Here is a 15,583-nt window from a genome sequence, read left to right as displayed (position 1 = left end):
TAGAATGTTTCGAGAATCCGGGCCATGCCCTCCGGGTTGGTGAGGTTCTCTCGAAGCAAAAGCAGATTTACGAGGCGCTGGCCATCACACCTCCAGCATAGTTACGTGTTGGCGGGAATCCAGGTTGAACCGTGTTCGGATCTTGCGGGCGTTGGAATACCTGCAAACCACCACCCTCAGCATTACAGATATCGCCGCTCAGGTTGGTATTCTTGACGCAAATTACTTTTCTCGAATCTTCCGAAAAATAGTTGGCTCCCCCCCCAGTTACTTCAAGCGGATTGATTGATTCTGCTCTCAAGCTCCGCTACGCATATGCACAAAAAGGACTTCAGATAGTCCTAAAGCCCCGAATCCCTCCTCCCCTGGTTCCCCCTGAAACCGCTCCAGTCAAGGCGGTGCAGCTCGAACTGTTCCAGCAGGAATTCCTCCAGAGGCTCCCACACACGGGCATCCATGCTCCTGCCGGGTAGCAGCTGCCCTTGTGCCGGATTGGCAACGCTTCTTCGATATCCACAAGGTCCTACTCCTCGATCCCCGTGTTGTAATGTGCCGACTGGGCGTATACTTGCAGTTTTCGGAGCACTTCCCCGATTTCGCATTCATGATCGTGCACAGGCCGACCCCATTTCCCCGGTATTTCCTGCGGACTTCATCTGCCAGTCCCAGGATTGTTTCCATCTCTTCCGTTTCCATCAGCTGCAGTGCTTCGTTGAAATCGATGTCGCCGCCTTCCAGCAGTATAGTTCTGATCCGGTTGATCATGCTTCGCTTCTCCTTTTGATGTGCCCCTCAAATATACTAAGAACCACCACCATTGTCAGTGTACAAGTGATTTAGGTCTACACTCCTGCCGCGCACAAAAAAACACCCGGATCTTTACATACGGATGCTTCTCTATTCATGTATCCATGCGGACACAGGCATTATTGGATTGTCAACACTAAACTAGACAACTTTCTTAGGTTCAAGGTTTCTAAATGCAACCGGGGTTAAATAGTTTAACGATGAGTGAATTCTAATGTTGTTATGCCAGTTGACATAATCCGACAGCTCAGGGGCTTTCCGCAAGATGCTGGATGACACAGGCTGCACGCAAAGTATGTCTAGGGTGGGCCGCTGCCTGGACAATGCGCCGATGGAGGGTTTTGGGGGAATCTTGAAGTGTGAGATGTACTATCTCAACAAGTTCAGTACTTACACGGAATTGGAACGTGAGGTCGAGGAATACACTTTCTGGCCCGATTCTCCTTTTCTCCTGTTTTTCTCTATAATGGTACATAAGGGAAAAGCGTGGGGAGGTTAGTCGGATGACATTGGAAGAACTGCTTAAAGAGAAGCTTGCTCCTGCGAAGAAGCACTGAGTGCCGTTCTTGGGTTGCCGGTCAGCACCGGCACAATCACCGGACTTGTCAGCGGCTTTGCGGCAAGGGTAACAGGTACGGTGGTTTCCATACGCAAGCGACTTCTCGCGAAGCCGGTGGTCCATTATGATGAAACAGGCGTGCGGACAGAAGGCACCAACTTCTGGGTGCACAGTGTCTGCGACAGCGACCACGCTTGCCTTTCCCAATAGAAAAAGCGCGGGAAGGAATGCATGGATCATGCTGATTTCCTCTCCGGATACGCAGAAATCATTGTTCGATGGTGCGCCTTTTCTCCAGGCTGTTGCGCACCTTCCCGGTGATGCCTTCCAATGTCTGTTCCAATAATCCCATCTGTTCCTCCCAGTTGTCTACTACATTTCAAATTCCGCCCCGTCCCCGAAGGTCTCCCTTGCGGCGGCCAGGATCGGGGACATGGCCCTTAGCCCCTCCGAGGAGAGGAAGACAAGGCTGTCCGTGGGGGAGACGCGCTCTGCGAGCTCCACAAGCTCCACCTGTCCATAGACGCAGTCCGCCTTGTGGGGCCTGCCTTGGATGGTGAGGTAGCCCTTGATCCTGAAGCAGTGGGCGGACGCCTTCCCCAGGAAGCGGCGGACCGCCTCCTCTGTCACCTCCTGCTCCCGGACATGCATCACCAGGCTTTTTGGTCTGGATTCCCAGGTGTTGGTGGTGGGCTCGTCCTCTGCGGACCTTCCCCGCCGGTCCAGCACATCCAGGTCGATGGCTCCCCGGACCACCGGGTGGACGACCACTTCGGGATTGATGGCCAGTACCTTCTCCACCACCCGGCCGTAGGTCTTTTCGTCGATCAGGTCCCGTTTGTTCACCAGGGCGATTTCGCTGTGGCGGATCTGCCGTGTGACGCTTTCCATGACGGCCACTTCCCTTTCGAAATACACGCCGTCTATGATGACGATATTGCCCCCATAGGCATAGTCCTTGATGCCCTTCTGCTCCAGTACCCCCAGCACCTTCCCCATGTCCGAGGGGTCCGCCAGTCCGGAGCTTTCGATGAACACGTAGGACAGCCCCCGGTCCAAAAGCTCCCCCAGTGCCTGGATGAAGCGGGTCTTCAGGCAGCTGCAGAAGATGGATCCGTTGTTCAGCTCCACCAGCTCCAGTTCCTGACCCTGGAAGGTGATTCCGTCGATGCTTTCCTTGCCGAACTCGTTCACCAGGAGTCCCACCTGGCCATCGATCCGTTCCAGGAGATGTTTTAGGAAAGTGGTCTTGCCGGCTCCCAGGAACCCCGTGACCAGATACAGTTTCGTCATGTGTCCCCCTTTTCCGCCGTCGTTTCCGGACGGCTTCCTGTCCTGTTCCGTGTTGGATCGGCTCAGTCGTTCCCGAACCCCATATGGGTGATGTAGGCGTCATAGAAATCCATGCTGGTGGAGAGTTCAAGGTAGCCGCAGGCTTCCTTGATCCTGTCCACCGCCCTGTCGCTTCCCGCTTCCAGCAGGTATTTCACGCAGCCCGCCAGGGAGGTGTTGCCCACCAGCACCACCTTCTCCTGGAGGACCTTGGGGAGCAGGCCGATGGCCGTTGCCGAATCCAGGTCCAGGTTGTTCCCGAATCCCCCCGCCACCTGCAGGAGTTCCAGGTCCTCCAGGGCGATGCCCCGGTCCTTCACCAGGCTTTCCAGACCTGCCCGGATGGCGGATTTCGCCAGCTGGAGCTGGCGGATGTCCTGCTGGTCCACCTCCACCTTGTCCGTCAGCCGCACGGGACCGTCCGTTTCCAGCCTGCCCGTCTCGTCCATCTGCCCCCGTTCCCAGAGCAGGGCCGCCAGGTCCACCAGGCCGGATCCGCAGATCCCCTTGGCTTCCCCGTCCCCGATGGTCAGGATCCCGAAGCCGTCCCCCGCCGGCTCCACGTTCCGGATGGCGCCTGTGACGCTGCTCATGCCGCAGCGGATGTTGACCCCCTCGAAGGCAGGGCCTGCGGCGGTGGAGGCCCCCACCATGGAGTCTCCGGCCTTCAGCACCATTTCCCCGTTGGTTCCGATGTCCAGCAGGGCAACCGTCTTCTCCGGCCGTTCCAGGTCCTCCAGGGCGTAGAGTCCCGCCACGATGTCGCCCCCCACATAGGCGGAGATGACGGGCATCAGGGTCACGGGGCAGTCCGTGTCCAGACCGAAGAGTTCCCTGGCCCCGAGGGTCAGACGCCGCTCCTCCACGGTGTGGAAGGGGGCGTGGCCTAGCTCTTCGGTGGGGATTCCCGCCAGGAGGTATTGCATGGTCGTGTTGCCGGCCAAAGCCATCTCCCTAAGCGCCTCCTCTGGAATCCCGTTCTTTTCCAGCAGGTCCCGGATCCCATCCCCCAGGGCCTTTTTGACCAGCCGGCCCAGGGTCTTCTCCTTGTCCTGGATGTCGTACTGGATTCGACTCATCACATCCGCTCCATAGGCCCTTTGGGGGTTCATCATGGACCGTGTGTCCACCACGGATTCCCCATAGAGGTCCACCAGGGCCACCACCAGGCTGGTGGTGCCCAGGTCCACGGCGATGCCATAGGCCTTCCCCCCTTCTGGCGGGCGCCTGTATTTGGGCTCGGCCACCTGGATGTCCGCATAGGCGGACTGGATCACCACATGCTTCCCGTGGGGTTCCGGCACGAAGACCTCCAGAGGGGCCTTGACCGCAACCAGGCAGGAAAGCACCTCTTCCCTGCGGCCCTCCACCAGAATCTCCACCTTGCATTTTCCGCAGACACCCATGCCGTTGCAGGGTGCCTCGATCTTCACATTGTGCTGCCTAAGCAGGGTCAGCAGATTGGTCCCCTCCTTGGCGGTCACCAGGACCTCTGCCCCGTCGGAATGGATCCTAACGGCATGTTTGGTGTAGGGGCAGTCCGTCTGGGAGCACCGGGAGCAGTCATGGTCCAGGCCCCTGCCGGTGTCCTCCTCGGTCACGTCGTAATGGTAGGCCATGGACTTCCCAGGTCGGAGCATGAAGCCGCTGGTGATTTCCAGGCCGGTGTGGTGGACCTTTTCCAGCTTCTCCAGGATCCGCTTCTGGTTCTCCATGGGGATGCTTTCCTGGCCCGGTTCCTGCCGGACGCTCAGGTATCCCGGGGATTTTTGCGCTTCCCGCTCCTCCCGCAGCCGGCGGTAGAGCTGCTCCGAAGCGTCGAAGAGCACGCAGTCCCCCAGGGCGTTCAGGAGCATGCCCTTCAGGTAGTCGTAGGTGTCGAAATATTCCGTGATCTTCCTGTCGACCTCCCCGCCTAGGGTCACCATGCAGTAGACCCTCTTTTCCTGGGGGTCTTCCACCCACCACCCCACAGGGCGGACCAGCTCCCGGACCTCCTGCTCCATTTCCCGGAAGGTTTCCAGATAGCCGGGATAGTTGGGATGCTCCTTCTTGCAGTCCACCATGGCCAGGATCTCCTCCCGGTCGTAGCGGACCTCCAATTCCTTTTTCATCTTCCTCACCTGCAAAAGCGGACAGAGGCCGCAAGCCCGGGGGCGTCGCATCTCTGTCCGCTTGTCTTTCCTGATTTTTATGCCGTTTCCTGACGGTTGCGGACTACAGCAGTCCTTCGATGGTCTTGAACAGCTCTTCCCGGCTGGGGATGATGGAGGACCACTTCAGCTCTCCGTTCACGTAGACGCAGGGAAGGTTCTTGACACCCATTTTCACGCAGCGGGCAATGTTCTCTTTTTCCGTGAATTTGTATTCCACCAGGTCGATCCTGTCGCCGAAGTGCTCCTTGGCCACGTTCATGGCGCCCATCATGTAGGTGCAGGCGGCGCAGGTGGCGGAGTCCAGGGTGAAGGCTTCCACCAGGGGCCTTTCCAGGCTGGCGTAGTCGGGCAGCTCCACATGGATGTCTTCCTTGGGTGCCTCGTAGTTCTTCACCATCTCCCGCACGGCGTCGGTCTCCAGGATGGCCTGGGCGATGCCGATGCTGTTGTCCGCGGGCACCGCATAGGGCATGTCGCAACCCGGAGCGATGATCAGGTTGTCGTGGCTCAGGGTGTCCAGCATGTTGACCACGAACTTCATGTTTTCCTGCTGGGTTCCGTGCAGCATGAGGGTAGTCAGGGGGATGTTCCCGCCGATGGCGATGTTGTAGCTGTCGGTGATTTCCTTGGCGGACTTCATGTCCACGTTTTCGTCGATGGAGATGGAGTCGGGACCGGTCTTGCACATCACCTCCAGCTGCCTGGTGGCATTGCCGCAGACGAAGAAGGAGGATTTGGCGCCCTTGGCGCGGATATAGTCGTAGACGGTCTTGAAGGATTCATGGCAGAGTTCTGTAAAGTGCTCCGGGGAGATCTGTGAGACCAGGGGATCCACCACCGCAATCACGTCCATGCCCGCTTCCAGGTACAGGTCCACCATCTTCAGGGATACGGTCGTGGTGAATTCCATCAGCTTGTGCACGTAGTCCTCGTCCAGGATCATGTCCATGAACAGGTTGTTCCCCCGCAGGTGGGAAGCCAGGGTGAAGGGGCCGCAGATGAGGCCGTAGAGGGCGATGTCGTCCCCTACGGACGCCTTCATCTTGGACATCACGTCCAGCACGAAGGGGATCCTTCCCGATTCCCTGGTGGGCATCAAGCACTCGCAGGGCAGGTCCGTGGTCTCCTCCAGGGGATGGTCGGCTACGGACGGGGGTGCCTCGTCCGCCCACACCAGCTTGCAGCCCAAGATTTCCGCCTCGATCTGGAGGTCGAAGACCACCGGCAGGGCGTCCGGCTGGTACAGCTTGTAGGCTTCCATCAGGGACTCGTAGAGCTTCTGGCTGTCGGTCAGCACTTCCGTTGCGCTGTAGCCCTTCAGGGCTCCCGCATGGACTCCGGTGAAGGGGATCCAGGGGACCCGGTCCGTCTTCTGGTGGTTCAGTGTGGCCAATACGCGTTCTTTTCCTGTCATCGTCCTTCTCCTTATGCCTCTACCAGTTTTTTTGCTTCATCCGCCGCGGATGCTGCGTCTGCGGAATACTTGTCCGCACCGATCTCTTCCGCGAACCTGTCGGTGACGGGGGCGCCCCCGACCATGACCTTCACCTTGTCCCGGAGGCCCTTTTCCTCCAGTGCCTGGATCACCAGCTTCATGTTGGGCATGGTGGTGGTCAGCAGGGCGGACATGCAGAGGATGTCGGGATTGTTCTCTTCCACCGCCGCGATGTATTTCTCCGTGGGCACGTCCACGCCCAGGTCCAGGACCTCGAATCCGGCACCGGTCATCATCATGCTGACCAGGTTCTTGCCGATGTCGTGCAGGTCGCCCTTCACCGTCCCGATGATCACCTTCCCTTTGGATTCGACCCCCTGCTCCACCAGCAGGCTCTTGATCACGTTCAGGCCGCCGTTCATGGCCCTGGCGGCGATCAGCACCTCGGGGACGAACACCTCGTTGTTCTTGAACTTCACGCCGATGACGCTCATCCCGCCCAGCAGGGCGTTCAGGATATCCGACGCGGAATTCCCCTCCGCAACCGCCTGTTCACACAACGCGACCACATCCTTCATCTTGCCCTGCTGCAGTTTCTCTGAAATCGAGTTCAACAATTCGCTCATTTCCATCACCTTTCCTTGGATTGCTATGGTATGAATGTTTCCTTGCATCCTATGATACAGGAACGGCACAGGCAGATTATAGGATTTATTTATCGGTTTTTGTGAAATATTGTCCAAAACGGCAAACCCGGCAGGATGACAGCCCCCATCAGGCAAGATCCGGAGGCAACCGGGAAGTGCGCCCCTCCGCTTCCCGGTTGTCCCGGGGGTGGCAGGCGGCGGCCATGCTGGCATGGACGCATCTTGCCTACTGAAAAAAAAAGGAGCACCCGCAGTCTCCCGCTAGTGCTCCCCCGCCTTCTTCCTGTCGATCACGACCCTGGCCATCTCCATGGCCTCCCCCGCGTCGGAGGAATAGTAGTCTGCGCCGATTTCCCTGGCATAGGCCTCCGTCACCGGAGCCCCTCCCACGAACACCGCCACGCCCTGCCTAAGCCCCGCCTTCTCCAGGGCCCGGATGGTCTTGCGCTGCTGGGGCATGGTGGTCGTCAGGAGCGCCGACATGGCCAGGATGTCCGGCTTGTGCACCCGGACCGCCTCCACGAAGGCCTCCGGACTCACGTCCACCCCCAGGTCCACCACTTCCACGCCGGAGCCTGTGAACATCAGCTTCACCAGGTTCTTTCCGATGTCGTGGATGTCCCCCTTCACCGTCCCCAGCACCGCCTTGGCCAGATGGCAGCTCTTGGCCGCTTCCCCCTCCCCCAGGAGGGGCGCCAGGAAGTCCAGGGACAGGTTGAAGGCCCGGCCCACCATCAGAACCTCCGGGATGAACACCCGGTCCTCCTTGAACCCCTTCCCCACCTGCTCCATGACCTCCAGCATGGTCCGGAGGATGCGGTCGGGAGGGGTCCCCGCCTCCACCGCCGGTCCCAGCAGCTCCCGGAGCCGGGCGGATTGGCCCTTTTCCAGGGCTGCCCGTATTTCCTGCAACGCTTCCACCGGATCGCCTCCTTTCATGCCTGGTGCATCTTCCGGTATTTGCCCGGAGAGATCTTCTCGAACTTCTTGAACACCTTGGAATAGTAGCTCTGGTCGCTGAACCCCATCCTGACGGCGATCTCGCTGAGGCTGGCTTCCCCTTCCAGGAGATGCCGCTTGCTGGCCTCCACCCGCACCAGGTTCAGGTACTGGGCGAAATTCATCCCCGTCTCCTTCCCGAAGAACCGGCTGAAATAGGAGGGGCTCAGGTTCACATGGCTGGCGACCTCCTCCAGGTTCAGTTCCCGGTGGTAGTTCTCGTTGATGTAGGCAACGGCCTTCATGATCACGTTGATCTGTTCCGTGTTCCGGGTCTTGATGGGGAACGCCAGGCGGATGAAACGGTCCAGCTGTTCCACCAGCCAGTTGCAGAGGGCCTCCGTGGATTCGGCCCTGAAGGCCGCCTCATAGGCGCCGCCGTTCAACCGGAACACCTCCTCGTAGGAGGCCCCCCCGTCCACCGCAGCCCGGCTCATGACCACCACCAGCTCCACGATCATGGAGGTGACGGTCTGCTGGTTGCCCTGGTGCTTGAAGAAGATGTAGCCCAGCAGCTCGTTCAGGATGGCCCGGGCCCCCACCGCATCCCCGATCCGGATCTTCTCCTCCAGCTGCTTCTCCAGATGGATGGGATAGGTCTGCTTCCCTGCGGCCGCTTCCTTGTGGGCCTGGATGTTCTCGTTCAGGATCCGCTGGCCCTGGTAGAAGTCCCGCTGCTTCCTGAACAGGTCCCGTTCCTCGTAGGCGATGTCCTTGGCCAGGATGTACAGCAATTCGGATATGTAGCGGGTCCGGTCCGGAGGGATCACGGGGATTTCCGCGTATTTGGACTGCAGGAACTGCTTCTCCCCCACAGGGAGGTGGAACACCTTCACCACGTTCTCGATCACATACGGGTCCGGCGTGTCCATCTGGATGGGGCCCGCCACGATGGCCCCCCTAAAGACCCCGCCGATGGTCAGGGCCACGGTGAAATGCACCAGCCCCGCGGGGCAGAAGAAGATGTAGGCCTCCCCCAGCTCCTGGGACTGCTTCCCTGCGTAGAGATGGGCGCTGTTGCAGGGGGTCCTCTCCCCTGTCAGCTCGTTGATCCTGCAGCAGTACATCTCCTGTTCCCTGGTCTGGTAGCAGCTGTTCCCCAGCTCGTCCACCAGCAGCACGTTCACATCCGTCGCCCTGTAGAAGATGTCCATGTTCCGTCTGATGAGCGCGAATTCCTCATCCGCAAAAGACCGGTTCTCCATATCCGTTGCCATCCATTTCCCTTTTTGTCGTTTTTTACCTTCTTCCTGGTTCCCTTCCCCTATGATAGCACATTCTTGTCCTGGCCGGAACCATTTTGGGACTTCCTGCATTCGGCGCAGTAGCCGTAGACCTCCAACTGGTGCCCCGCCACCTGGAAATCAAGCTGCTCCAACAGCTTCTCCTCGAAGTCGCGGAGGGGGCAGCCCTCCACAAAGAACACCTTCCGGCAGGAGAGGCAGGTCACATGGTGCTTGTGGGACATGTCGTTGATTTCGTAGACCGCCTTGTTCTCCTTGGCGATCATGGACTTCAGCACGATTTCCTTGTTCACGAACAGCTCCAGCACCCGGTAGACGGTGGACAGGTTCACCGTCCCGTCCCCTTCCTTGCCATGGAGCAGCCTGTAGATCCGCTCCGCCGTCACCGGCTCCTTCTGCTCCAGCATCAGGGCATACACCCGCTTCCGCTGGCGGGTGCTGCGGATCCCCAGGCGGTCGAACAGTTCCTTGCTGTCACCGTACATACCGACAACTCCTTTCCATCCGCCTCATCTCCGGATCCTGTTGGCGCCGAAGGTGGCGAAGTAGCAGGCCGCCGCCACCAGCACGATGGTGGCGCCGCTGGCCGTCCCCAGGAAGTAGGAGAGGAACAGCCCCGCCACTCCGGAAAAAAGGGCGATCCCCATGGCCCAGAGGTGGTACTGGCGCATGTTCCCCGCCACGTTCCGGGCCGCCGCCGCAGGCAGCACCAGCAGGGAGCTGATGATCAGGATCCCCACCCATTGGATGGACACCGCCACCACCACCGCCAGCAGGATGCCGAACAGGTACTCGTAGAACTTCACGTCCACCCCCCGGCTCCTGGCCAGGGAGGGATGGAGGCTCACCAGCAGCAGCCGGTTGAAAACCAGGACCCAGAGGCCCGCCACCACCGCCACCACCACCAGGAGCATCAGCAGGTCCGCCGGCCGGATGCTCAGCAGGTCCCCGATCAGGTAGACCGCATACTTGTTGAAGCCTCCGCTCCGGGACAGGATCACCACCCCCAGGGCCACCGCCGATGAGGAGAAGACCCCGATGATGGTGTCCGTGGAGGCGGTCCCCGCCCGCTTCACCAGCAGCACCGCCACCGCCAGGAACACCGAAAAGACCACCATGGACACCAGGGGGTTCCCCAGGCCCAGCAGCACACCCAGGGCGATGCCCGTCAGGGCAGAATGCCCCAATGCGTCCGCGAAAAAGGACATCCGGTTGTTGACGGTCATGGTCCCCAGCAGGGCCAGCAGGGGGCTCACCAGCAGCACCCCCAACAGGGCGTTCTTCATGAACATGGAGCTCATGAAGGAGAAGGGAAGCAGGAATTCCATCACCTCATAGAGCGTCCGCATCCGGTCCACCTCCTGCCGCGAAATCCCGGACCCAGCCCATGCCGAAGCGCTCCACCACCGCGGGATTCCCGAAGACCTCCTGGGGGGGACCTACGGCCTGGACCGTCCGGTTCTCCAGGAAGACCACCCGGTCCGCGTAGCGGGCCACCATGTCCAGGTCATGGGAGACCAGGATGATGGACAGGTCGTACTCTTCCCGGATGGCGGAGACCATGGCGTAGAACATCTTCAGCCCCTCCTGGTCGATGCCGGAGACGGGTTCGTCCAGCAGCAGCAGGTCCGGTACTGGCTGGAGGGCAAGGGCCAGCAGGACCCTTTGGACCTCCCCGCCGGACAGGGCCCCCAGCCGCCGGTCCAGGAGGTGCTCCCCCCGGACCCCCGCAAGGCCTTTCCTGGCTTCCTCCCGTACCTTGGGGGAATGGGAGAGCCAGACGGGCCGGTTGGAGAGGGCGGCCGCGAACAGGTCGTAGACGCTGGTGGGGGAGGTCCCGTCGATCTCCAGCTTCTGGGGCACGTAGCCCATCAGCGGCTTGTTGGTGTGCAGGTCCTTCTCGTCCAGGTAGGAGATGCTGCCTCCATGCTGGACCTCCCCCACCAGGGCCTTGAGCAGGGTGCTCTTTCCCGCCCCGTTGGCGCCGATGATGGCGGTCAGCTCTCCGCAGTGGATGTGCAGGTTCACGTTCTCCAGGATGGTCGTCCCCCCCAGGACCACATCCAGGTCCTGGACCTTGGTGCAGCATAGCCCGGTGCCGCAGGTGGCGCAGCGGACCTTGGGCTGTCTGCCTGGCCCCAGGATCTTCAGGTTTGTCCTATTTGCCTTCTTCAACGCAGCGCCTCCTCCAGGACTTCCAGGTTCGCCGTCATGGCGTCGATGTACGCGTCCGGATGCACTTCCCCGGTGGATGCGGGGTCCAGGAAGTAGAGGCTGGCCCCCGTTTCCGCCGCAATGGTCTCCGCCGCTTTTGCCGGGTACTGGGGCTCCGCAAAAAGCGCCTTCACCCCCAGTTCCCGCACGTCCTTGATGGTCTCGTCCAGTTCCCGGGCGCTGGGCTCCGAGCCGGCTTCCCGCTGGATCACCCCGACGATCTCCAGGCCGAATTCCTGGGCGAAATAGGGGAAAGCTTCGTGGAAGGTGACGATCTTCCGGTTGGGCAGGTCCTTCAAGCGCGCATGCATGGTCTCCCTCAGCGCCTCCAGCTTGGCCAGGTAGGCGGCCGCGTTCTCCCCGTAGCGCTGTGCATTGTCCGGATCCAGCAGCATCAGCCCGTCCCGGATGTTCTCCACCTGGCGCATGGCCAGGGAGACGCTGACCCAGACATGGGGGTTGGGCTCCAGATGGTCCTCGTGGTCCTCCCCGTCCTCTTCTTCTTCCCCGTGGTCGTGGTGGGGGTCTTCCATGATCAGGTCGATCCCGTTTGCGGCCACCAGCACCCGGACCCCGGGGGCCTGCCCCAGGGCCTTCTCCATGAAGGACTCCAGGCCCGCCCCGTTGACCAGCAGGACGTCCGCCTGCTCCAGCTTCTTCATGTCCTCCGTGGTGGGGGCGTAGTCGTGGAGGCACCCGGCCGTCTGGGGCGTCATGTTCACCACGGAAACCCCTTCCACCCCCTGGACGATGTTCATCGCCATGATCTGGAGGGGATAGAAGGTGGTGACCACCTGCAGCCCCTGGCCCCCTTTTGTTTCTGCAATTCCATCCCTGCCGCAGGCGCCCAGCAGCAGGGCCGTCCCAAGGAGGAGGGCCGCAGCCCATGCCTTCCTTTGCTTTCTTCCATCCCTCATGTGTTTTCTCCCTTCCGATTTGCAAATCATTCGCATCTGCAACTATTGTACCCCCCTCTTCCGCCTTTTGTCAAGCGGGGGGTTCCCCTGTCAGACAACGCTTGACAGGACCCCTTCCGGGTACTATGATGGTTGTTGGAACGACGCTTGAAACCAACCCATTATCATTGGAGGAAAAAAATGTCCATAGATGCAAAACGCCCCCCCAACCCCTTGGGGGTGGAACCCGTCTCCAAGCTGCTCCTGCAGTTCTCCATTCCGGCCATCGTGGGGATGGTGATCATGGCCCTGTACAACGTGGTGGACCGGATCTTCATCGGGAACAGTCCCGACATCGGCGCCATCGGCATCGGCGCCATCGCCCTGGGGATGCCCATCATGACCTTCATGATGGCCCTGGGGATGCTGATCGGCATCGGCGGCGGGGCCCTGGCCTCCATCCGGCTGGGGGAAGGCAACCCCAAGGAATCGGAGCATATCCTGGGAAATTCCGCCACCGCCATCGTCCTGCTCACCGCAGCCGCCGCCGTGCTGTTCCTTCTTTTTCTGGACCCGTTGCTGCGGATGTTCGGCGCCAGCGATGAAATCCTTCCCTATTCCAAGGACTACCTCCGGATCATCCTGGCCGGATCCGTCTTCGGTTCCCTGACCATGGCCATGAACAACTTCATCCGGGTGGACGGACGGCCCAAAACCGCCATGCTGACCATGGCTTTGGGGGCAGGGATCAACATCGTCCTGGACCCCCTGTTCATCTTCGTCTTCCGTTGGGGGATCCAGGGGGCGGCCCTGGCCACCATCCTTTCCCAGATGGCTTCCACCGTCTGGGTGCTGCATTACTTCCTGGGCGGGGAAAGCCGGCTGAAGCTCCGCCGGAGGAACCTGCCCCTGGCCCCTCCCCTGGTCCTGAAGGTCATGAGCATCGGCCTTCCTTCCTTTTTGATGCAGTTCGCCAACACCTTCGTCATCATCCTCATCAACGCCCGGCTCAGCCTTTACGGGGGCGACCTGGCCATCGCCGCCATGGGGATCGTGACCAGCATGCAGATGCTGATGATCATGCCCATCCTGGGGATCAACCAGGGTGCCCAGCCCCTGATCGGCTTCAACTATGGGGCAGGGAAGCTGGACCGGGTGAAGGAAACCCTGCGGCTGGCCATCGCGGCCGCCACCATTTTTTCCGTGGTCGGGTTCGTAATCATCCAGTCCATGCCCGGACTCCTGATCCGGATGTTCAACGACGATCCGGTGCTGCTGGTGCTGGGGAAGGATGCCCTGCGGTTCTTCTTCCTGGCCATGCCGGTGATCGGATTCCAGATCATCGCCGCCAGCTACTTCCAGGCGGTGGGCAAGACCCGGACGGCCACCTTCCTGTCCCTGTCCCGGCAGGTGATCATTCTGATTCCCGCCATCCTGCTGCTTTCCAACCTGTTCGGGCTCTACGGGGTCTTCTACGCCCCGCCCCTGTCCGACTTCCTCGCCGCCCTTATTTCCGCCGTCTTCTTCCACCGGGAGATGAAGCACCATCTCCATGCGCCGTACCCCAGCATCTGATCAAGGAGGACCTACCATGACCTGTACCCATTGCGGCAACAACATCCCCAACGGAAACGCCAATTTCTGCAACCGTTGCGGCCAGCCTCTGGAGCCTGCCGCCCCTGCCGCATCCCGGAAGTCCACGGGAGGCGGCAGGGGCTTCTCCCCCCGGATTTCCGACCCTGCCTTCGCCCGTTACCTGAAGGCCTCCGGCACCTGGTCCCTGCTCTTCGCCTCCCTCCTGGCGGTGGCTGCCGTCACCGGCTTCTTCCTCTATGGCCATCTGAGCGACGAGATGGACAATCCCCAGGCCCTCTTCATCGGCATGGGGATCGGGGGGATGTTCCTGGCCATCGCCCTGCTGCAGATTGCAGGCCGTAAAAGGACCAGGACTTGGGACGGCATCGTGGTGGACAAGCGGGTGGAGCACAAGCGGAAGAAGGTCGGTGACGGGAGCAGCGGCTACCGGATGGAGCCCTATGTCCTGTACACCGTGCTCCTCAAGGAGGACGGGGGCAAGCGGCACGAGATCCGGACGGAGGACGACGACACGGTCTACAACTACTACCAGGTGGGGGACCGGGTCCGGCACCACAAGGGGCTGAACTCCTACGAGAAGTACGACAAGTCCGGGGACTCCATCATCTTCTGCAACGCCTGCGCCAGCCTCAACGACATCCGGGACGAATACTGCTTCCGCTGCAAATGCCCGCTGCTGAAATGAATGTGATGAAGAAAGGCCCCGCCATCACCGGCGGGGCCTTTCTTTGAATGCGCATTTCTCTTTTCTTACTGGCTGATGGTCTGCTTCAGCGCGTCCACGGAAGTCTTGAGGCCCGCTTCCACGCTCATGGTCATGTCTTCCATCTCCAGGGAGACGAAGTCGTTGTAGCCCATCATCTTCACCACGGAGAAGAATTCCTTCCACCACTGGAGGTCCTTGCCGCAGCCTACGGCTACGTAGTTCCAGGAGCGGTTTGCGATGTCTTCGATTCCCTTGTTCTCAAGGAGTCCGTTCCTGTCCGCAACACCCCGCTCGATCCGGGTGTCCTTTCCGTGCACATGGTGAATGGCGTCTCCCAAGGCACGAGCCGACTGAATCGGGTCTGCCCCCAGATACATCAGGTGGGAGGGGTCCAGATTCATTCCGATCATGGGACCCACCGCTTCCCTGAGCTTCAATACGGTTTCCGGGTTGACGACCAGCATGTTGGGGAAATTCTCCAGAGCGATCTTCTCCACGCCGCATTCCTTGGCCTTTTCGACCACCTTCTTCCAGTAGGGGATGGCCACATCTTCCCACTGGTAGCGCACCGCCTCTCGCAGCAGGGGGGTCCAGTTAATCGTATTGGTGATCCAGTTGGGGACCTTGTCCCCGGGGGCTCCCGCCGGCAGGCCGGACATGGCGACGATTTTCTTCACGCCCAGGGCTTTGGCCAAATCCAGGGTTTTGTCGAGGGCCACCCTATGTTCCTCACCCAATGTACCGGGGTCCAGGGGGTTGCCGGAGCAGTTCAGGGCCGCGATTCCCATACCCCGATCGGTCAAGGCCTTCTGGAAGGCCGCAAGCTTCCCTTCGCTTCCCAGAAGCTCGTCCACACGGATATGGGGCGCAGGAGACCAGCCACCTACGGTCATCTCCACGTAGTTGATACCCATGCCTTTCACCGCATCCAGCATGTCCTCATAGGCCAGGTTCCCCAAGCTGTCTGTGCAGATCGATAATATCATCTTTTA

General features: G+C 60.5%; 17 protein-coding genes. 5 read left to right on the top strand and 12 right to left on the bottom strand.

Annotated features, from left to right (window positions below):
- Positions 1–124: 124 nt before the first annotated feature.
- Complete coding sequence (locus GXN74_RS14905) at positions 125–289, top strand: helix-turn-helix domain-containing protein (protein WP_162369182.1); 165 nt, start codon at positions 125–127, stop codon at positions 287–289.
- Positions 290–948: 659 nt separating this feature from the next.
- Here GXN74_RS14905 and GXN74_RS01690 read toward each other — a convergent pair.
- A complete protein-coding gene (locus tag GXN74_RS01690; RefSeq protein WP_162369181.1) occupies positions 949–1,086 on the bottom strand; it encodes an IS3 family transposase in 138 nt (45 codons plus the stop codon).
- Between GXN74_RS01690 and GXN74_RS14900 the strand changes: the two genes are divergently transcribed.
- On the top strand, positions 1,073–1,306 hold the full coding sequence (locus GXN74_RS14900) for an IS3 family transposase (RefSeq protein ID WP_162369180.1): 234 nt from the start codon (positions 1,073–1,075) through the stop codon (positions 1,304–1,306). The genes GXN74_RS01690 and GXN74_RS14900 overlap by 14 nt on opposite strands.
- A 54-nt stretch (positions 1,307–1,360) precedes the next feature.
- Positions 1,361–1,576 carry an IS66 family transposase gene (locus GXN74_RS14895; protein WP_425481801.1) on the top strand — a complete coding sequence of 72 codons (216 nt, stop codon included), beginning with the start codon at positions 1,361–1,363 and terminating at the stop codon, positions 1,574–1,576.
- 162 nt (positions 1,577–1,738) lie between these two features.
- Here the strand turns inward: GXN74_RS14895 and GXN74_RS01675 are convergent, their stop codons facing one another.
- The 10 genes from GXN74_RS01675 to GXN74_RS01630 all read right to left on the bottom strand — a co-directional run bounded on the left by GXN74_RS01675 (position 1,739) and on the right by GXN74_RS01630 (position 12,310).
- The gene (locus tag GXN74_RS01675; RefSeq protein ID WP_162369178.1) at positions 1,739–2,659 is read right to left on the bottom strand and encodes a CobW family GTP-binding protein; all 921 of its coding nucleotides are present in this window, start codon (positions 2,657–2,659) and stop codon (positions 1,739–1,741) included.
- Between the two features lie 62 nt (positions 2,660–2,721).
- The gene (locus tag GXN74_RS01670) at positions 2,722–4,812 is read right to left on the bottom strand and encodes an ASKHA domain-containing protein (RefSeq protein ID WP_162369177.1); all 2,091 of its coding nucleotides are present in this window, start codon (positions 4,810–4,812) and stop codon (positions 2,722–2,724) included.
- A 103-nt stretch (positions 4,813–4,915) separates the two neighbouring features.
- Complete coding sequence (locus GXN74_RS01665; RefSeq protein WP_162369176.1) at positions 4,916–6,268, bottom strand: uroporphyrinogen decarboxylase family protein; 1,353 nt, start codon at positions 6,266–6,268, stop codon at positions 4,916–4,918.
- Between the two features lie 11 nt (positions 6,269–6,279).
- The gene (locus GXN74_RS01660) at positions 6,280–6,915 is read right to left on the bottom strand and encodes a corrinoid protein (RefSeq protein ID WP_162369175.1); all 636 of its coding nucleotides are present in this window, start codon (positions 6,913–6,915) and stop codon (positions 6,280–6,282) included.
- A gap of 282 nt (positions 6,916–7,197) precedes the next feature.
- Positions 7,198–7,857 (bottom strand): cobalamin-dependent protein, encoded by a 660-nt coding sequence (locus GXN74_RS01655; RefSeq protein WP_162369174.1) that lies wholly within the window; start codon positions 7,855–7,857, stop codon positions 7,198–7,200.
- Between the two features lie 14 nt (positions 7,858–7,871).
- A complete protein-coding gene (locus tag GXN74_RS01650; protein ID WP_162369173.1) occupies positions 7,872–9,152 on the bottom strand; it encodes a helix-turn-helix domain-containing protein in 1,281 nt (426 codons plus the stop codon).
- Positions 9,153–9,199: 47 nt separating this feature from the next.
- The gene (locus tag GXN74_RS01645; protein WP_162369172.1) at positions 9,200–9,664 is read right to left on the bottom strand and encodes a Fur family transcriptional regulator; all 465 of its coding nucleotides are present in this window, start codon (positions 9,662–9,664) and stop codon (positions 9,200–9,202) included.
- A gap of 24 nt (positions 9,665–9,688) precedes the next feature.
- Positions 9,689–10,528, bottom strand: a complete 840-nt coding sequence (locus GXN74_RS01640; protein ID WP_162369171.1) for a metal ABC transporter permease — start codon at positions 10,526–10,528, stop codon at positions 9,689–9,691.
- Positions 10,512–11,321: a metal ABC transporter ATP-binding protein gene (locus GXN74_RS01635; protein ID WP_162369192.1), complete on the bottom strand. Its 810-nt coding sequence runs from the start codon at positions 11,319–11,321 to the stop codon at positions 10,512–10,514. Before GXN74_RS01635 ends, GXN74_RS01640 begins: the two co-directional genes overlap by 17 nt.
- Positions 11,322–11,350: 29 nt before the next feature.
- Positions 11,351–12,310, bottom strand: a complete 960-nt coding sequence (locus tag GXN74_RS01630) for a metal ABC transporter substrate-binding protein (RefSeq protein WP_162369170.1) — start codon at positions 12,308–12,310, stop codon at positions 11,351–11,353.
- Between the two features lie 180 nt (positions 12,311–12,490).
- Between GXN74_RS01630 and GXN74_RS01625 the strand changes: the two genes are divergently transcribed.
- Both GXN74_RS01625 and GXN74_RS01620 read left to right on the top strand, forming a co-directional pair.
- Positions 12,491–13,864 carry an MATE family efflux transporter gene (locus tag GXN74_RS01625; RefSeq protein WP_162369169.1) on the top strand — a complete coding sequence of 458 codons (1,374 nt, stop codon included), beginning with the start codon at positions 12,491–12,493 and terminating at the stop codon, positions 13,862–13,864.
- A 16-nt stretch (positions 13,865–13,880) separates the two neighbouring features.
- A complete protein-coding gene (locus GXN74_RS01620) occupies positions 13,881–14,570 on the top strand; it encodes a zinc ribbon domain-containing protein (RefSeq protein ID WP_162369168.1) in 690 nt (229 codons plus the stop codon).
- Positions 14,571–14,635: 65 nt separating this feature from the next.
- Here the strand turns inward: GXN74_RS01620 and GXN74_RS01615 are convergent, their stop codons facing one another.
- A complete protein-coding gene (locus tag GXN74_RS01615) occupies positions 14,636–15,577 on the bottom strand; it encodes a sugar phosphate isomerase/epimerase family protein (RefSeq protein ID WP_162369167.1) in 942 nt (313 codons plus the stop codon).
- Positions 15,578–15,583: the final 6 nt, after the last annotated feature.

The sequence above is a fragment of the Anaerotalea alkaliphila genome (assembly GCF_010179735.1).
Classification (GTDB): domain Bacteria; phylum Bacillota; class Clostridia; order Lachnospirales; family Vallitaleaceae; genus Anaerotalea; species Anaerotalea alkaliphila.
Note: the sequence above shows the minus strand (reverse complement) of the source record. Positions and strands in the feature narration are given on the sequence as shown.